This window comes from Pedobacter sp. (assembly GCF_035566355.1).
Taxonomy (GTDB): Bacteria; Bacteroidota; Bacteroidia; order Sphingobacteriales; family Sphingobacteriaceae; genus Pedobacter.
The window spans coordinates 1-4896 of the sequence record NZ_DATMRL010000432.1 but is presented as its reverse complement, the minus strand read 5'-3'; the positions used below and the strand labels follow the sequence as shown (position 1 = coordinate 4896).

Annotated in this window: 6 protein-coding genes; 4 read left to right on the top strand and 2 right to left on the bottom strand. The window is 40.2% G+C overall.

Translation table 11 applies throughout. The annotated features are described in order from the left end of the window. The coding region (locus VNZ46_RS16670) for an SPFH domain-containing protein (RefSeq protein WP_325561191.1) at positions 1-668 on the bottom strand (668 nt) is incomplete at its 3' end. A 190-nt stretch (positions 669-858) separates the two neighbouring features. On the opposite strand from VNZ46_RS16670, the gene VNZ46_RS16665 reads away from it, so the two are divergent. The 4 genes from VNZ46_RS16665 to VNZ46_RS16650 all read left to right on the top strand — a co-directional run bounded on the left by VNZ46_RS16665 (position 859) and on the right by VNZ46_RS16650 (position 4018). Beyond that, positions 859-1110, top strand: a complete 252-nt coding sequence (locus VNZ46_RS16665; RefSeq protein ID WP_325561190.1) for a hypothetical protein — start codon at positions 859-861, stop codon at positions 1108-1110. Further along, positions 1107-3269, top strand: a complete 2163-nt coding sequence (locus VNZ46_RS16660; protein WP_325561189.1) for a peptidase domain-containing ABC transporter — start codon at positions 1107-1109, stop codon at positions 3267-3269. Before VNZ46_RS16665 ends, VNZ46_RS16660 begins: the two co-directional genes overlap by 4 nt. A gap of 6 nt (positions 3270-3275) precedes the next feature. Then, the gene (locus tag VNZ46_RS16655) at positions 3276-3611 is read left to right on the top strand and encodes a hypothetical protein (RefSeq protein WP_325561188.1); all 336 of its coding nucleotides are present in this window, start codon (positions 3276-3278) and stop codon (positions 3609-3611) included. Between the two features lie 119 nt (positions 3612-3730). Continuing rightward, entirely contained in the window at positions 3731-4018 is a 288-nt protein-coding gene (locus VNZ46_RS16650; protein WP_325561187.1) for a GNAT family N-acetyltransferase, read from the top strand. Between the two features lie 443 nt (positions 4019-4461). Here VNZ46_RS16650 and VNZ46_RS16645 read toward each other — a convergent pair. Next, the coding region (locus VNZ46_RS16645) for a hypothetical protein (RefSeq protein ID WP_325561186.1) at positions 4462-4896 on the bottom strand (435 nt) is incomplete at its 5' end.

Genomic DNA, 4896 nt, shown 5'->3' with positions numbered 1-4896 from the left:
TCATCAGGCATTGATACATTTTCTACCAAAAATTTGGTGATCTTAAGGCCATAGGCCTCAAAATCTTCATTTAGTTTATCCTGGCAAAGCTGGGAAAGATCTTCAAGACTTGCGGCTACTTTATCTATCGGGATATTACCATTGCCAATAGCATTGGTAAACTTAGTAACAATCAGGCTTCTTAGCTGACCATTTATTTCTTCCGTTGTAAATTCCCCTGCAGTTCCTGCAATCTCCTTAATGAATTTACCACCATCTGCTATACGAAATGCAAATGTACCAAAAGCACGCATTTCGATCATCCCAAAACGGGGATCATTTAGGGTAACCGCATTTTTGGTACCCCAGCGCTGGTCCGTAAATTGCCGGGTACTGATGAAAAATACATCAGCCTTGAACGGACTTTCAAACCCATACTTCCAACCTTTCAGCGTAGCCAGAATTGGCATGTTCTGCGTTTGCAGTGTGTACATACCAGGCTGATATACATCAGCAATTGTTCCCTCATTTAGAAATATAGCCTGCTGAGACTCACGTACCGTCAGCTTAGCATTCATTTTTATCTCGTTATCATAGCGTGGAAATTTCCATACCAGCGTATCTCCGCTGTTGTCTTCCCATTGTATAATGTCTATAAATTCATTCCGTAGTTTATCAAAAAATCCCATAGTTGATCTTTGTTGAATAAAAAATATTTATGTAAATATAATAGTTTGAAGGAATTGTGAGCATTCCAGATGATTTTTTAATAGTAGTAAAACCGCTTCTTTGATTTGATGTTTTTTTTAAAAATACAACTTCTGGTTGTTGTGTATAGCCCTTAATCCACAGAACTTTACAAAAGTAAATCTGCAGATTATGGCGATTAAGGAAAGCTTTTCTGATCATTTAAATATACCCTATATGCAAAGTCTTAAGGTGCGCAGCCAGGCTATTTATCTCAGTGTATTGCTTTTCACTCTCCTTGTTTTCGCCGCATTGCCCCTCATAAAGGTACAGGTTAGCGAAGTAAAGGGCCGGATTGTAGAACGTACAGCCTATCAGATGCTCTGTAGCCGTTTGAACAGCTGGTTAGATACGGATATTCCGGGAAGGGGTAAAGGCTTGTGAACGTAAAGGTAAAACAAAGGGACATCACCGACTGCGGCGTCGCATGTCTGGCCAGTGTCGCCGCCCATTATAAACTTAACCTGCCCGTAGCGAAACTCAGGCAATTTGCCGGTACAGATAAAAAAGGAACCAATATACTTGGCATGATTGAAGCCGCCAAAAAGATTGGCTTTGATGCGAAAGGCGTGCGTGGTGATTTCAACGATCTTACTAAAATTCCCAAGCCTGCTATTGCTCATATGATTGTTAAAGAAACCTTACATCATTATGTAGTGGTTTATAAAGTGACCTCAACATATGTGGAAGTCATGGAACCTGGCCAGGGTAAAATGCTCAGGAAGCGTCATGAAGAATTCAAAAAAGAATGGACAGGGGTTCTGCTACTTCTAATGCCGAATGAAAGCTTTGAAGCGGGTAATAAAAAGATCAGCATCCGGAGAAGATTCCTGAACCTGATCCGGCCTCATAAGGCAGTGATGGCACAGATATTTTTTGGGGCCATTATCTATACCGTACTTGGTCTTTCCACATCTGTTTTTGTACAGAAAATTGTAGATAATGTACTGATAGAAGGAAATAGAAGCCTGTTAAACCTGCTTAGTGTGGGCATGTTTGCCATCCTCCTGCTGCAGGTTTTTATAGGGGTAGGGAGAACGGTTTTCACCCTGCGTACAGGGCAGCAGATCGATGCCAGTCTGATCCTCGGGTATTATAAGCACTTACTGAAGCTTCCACAGCAGTTTTTTGACACCATGCGGGTAGGCGAAATTACTTCCCGCATTAGCGATGCGGTGAAGATCAGGACCTTCATCAACCAGGTTTCTGTAGACCTCGCCGTAAATATCTGCACTGTACTTTTCGCTTTTGTCCTTATGTTCAGTTATTACTGGAAACTTGCCGTGGTTATGCTGGCTATTATCCCTTTGTACATGGCGATCTATTACATCGCAAACCTGCTGAACAGAACCGTACAGCGTCAACTGATGGAGGACGGTGCAGAACTGGAATCACAACTGGTGGAGAGCATTACCACCGCATCTACCATTAAACGTTTTGGACTGGAAGATTTTGCGAACAACAAGACGGAGATCCGTTTTGTACAATTGTTGAAAACCATTTATAAATCCGGTATGAACAGTGTTTTTGCTGGTGTATCTACAGAAACCATTTCCAGGATATTTACGATTATACTCTTATGGACCGGCGCTGGTTATGTTCTCGACGGACAAATCACAGCCGGCGAATTACTCTCATTCTATGCGCTCACAGGCTATTTTACCGCTCCTGCTGCTTCATTAATTGGTATTAATAAAACAGTTCAGGATGCGGTAATTGCCGCCGACAGATTGTTTGAGATCATGGACCTTGAAATGGAGAGTGACGAAGAGAAATTTGATCTCCATCCGGCAGATATCGGAGACATCCGTTTTGAGAAAGTAGGCTTCCGTTATGGAAGCAGAATCACTGTTTTCGAAGATTTGAACCTGCGGATCCCGGTTGGAAAAACAACTGCTATAGTTGGCGAAAGTGGCTCTGGAAAGTCTACTCTGATAGCTCTTCTGCAAAATTTATATCCGATCAGCAGCGGTAATGTATTTATTGGAAAGTATGCGGTGAAATACATTCGTAATGCTGATCTACGTCGTTTGGTTGGTGTAGTCCCTCAACAGATAGATTTATTTAATGGAAATGTAATTGATAATATCGCCGTTGGCGATTACGACCCTGACCTCCGTTTGATTCTGAACATTTGTGAGAGCCTTGGTATTTTATCTTTTATAGAGGGTCTTCCAAACGGATTCAAAACGCAGTTAGGAGAAAATGGGGCAGCATTATCGGGGGGGCAAAAGCAAAGGATCGCTATTGCCAGGGCATTATACCAAAAACCGGAAATCCTCTTGCTCGATGAAGCAACATCTTCTCTGGATCCGGAAGCCGAATCCTATGTTCAAAAAACAATAGACTATCTGGCCTCCAGAGGGAAAACCATTATTCTGATCGCCCACCGTTTAAGTACGGTACAGAGGGCCGATCATATTGTTGTCCTAAAGAAAGGTAAAGTTGCAGAAGAAGGCAGTCATGAAGAACTGATTAGGGAGCAAGGGGAGTATTTTAACTTATGGGAACGGACCAATGCAATGTCTGTTTTTTTAATCTGAGAAAATATGGCTGTAAAAATATTTCAATATATAGAGATGATGAACCGGATGCACCTGCTGATCACCCAACAGGAAACAGGGAACCCTGACGACCTGGCCAAAACCTTAGAAACAAATTTGGATCAGATGTATTCGATTCTGGAAGAACTGAGATCCACGGGAGCTTCTATCGCTTATTCTACAAAAAAATGCAGTTATTATTATACCCGGCCTTTTGAACTCGACATCAGTATCAATTATGGTGAACTTCAGCCCTTTGAACTCAGAGTGATCCGGGGTGGGGGAGTGTTGTCCAAAAGAAGACTGTTTGGTTATTTTTCTTATCCTAGATCAATTTTTTAAAACGCAGTGCAGGGTATATTTGTTATATTACTAATTGTTAAAAAAGATCATGATATGAAGAAGCTGATTGCCTGTATACTTGCCCTTTGGACAGCCCGTCAGTTTAAAAAAATAAGCAGATGAAGTACGAAGAAATTAAACTGGTTAACAATGAAGTCGGTCATCGTTTTGAACTGACTGTAGAAGGATATACAGCCTTTATTGATTATAAAACTAAAAAAGATAAGGTTTATCTTATCCATACGGAGGCACCTGAGGAACTTAAAGGAAAAGGAGTAGCCGAAGCCCTGGTGGAGAAAACTTTAATTTATCTGGAAGAACAGCATCTAAAGCTGGTTCCTCTGTGTCCATATGTGCAACTTTTTTTGAAAAGACACCCCGACTGGACCCGTCTGGTGGCTGAATAATTATACCGAAAAGGGGTATCCAATATCTTTGGAAACCCCTTTTACTTATGTTGTGCCTGCCCTACACGGATCCCCCGTTCACAGGACTTTTTTATCGTTGTTTTCTATTCAACAATTTAGGAATTTATTGGTTTGACCTGGATTAAAAATTTTGCACATATGTGGAAAAGATGGAAGTATCTGGCGCATCAATATTTACCATTCAGCGGAAGAGTTTCCTATAAAGCAGAGATAGGGCTGGTTGCCAATAATTCCACTTTTATAATGGATCTAATATAGATATAGTCCGCATTTTTACATGAAAACGCGGACTATATGCGGACTAGATGCGGAGTATATGCGGATTCATCTACTCTTTGTCTCCTTGTGCACTGTACTTTATATAAAAAAAGGCTAATCATATGATTAGCCTTTTTTTATATAAAGTAATGTTTATCTTATTACTAAGGAACGTATTTGGAAGGTAAAATAACGATTTTTGCTTTTAAATTTTTAGTTGGCTTAATGGCTAAATTGTTTTGGTCATCAGAACTTTGAATGTCGATTCTGATTTTTCCTTTAGAGAGCTTGTAACTATAAGCGTCTACATTGTAAACATATGGTAATTGAATATATGCATCCGGATTTGCAATATCAGAAGGATGGTTGAGATAAACTAAAACACCTTCATCATCAAGTGTTATTTGATCAATCTCATTTACATTAAGCGTTGTAGAGTAAGTGAGCCCGTTGTCACTTGTAGTCCAGTCAGATGGAAGAATTGTATAATTAAACGTTCTGTTTTGTGTTTCCTGAACAATCGTTTCCTTTTTGCATGAAGCCAGGCCCAGCGTAGCTATGCATAGTAATAGTAAAATTTTTATTTTCATATTCTGTGT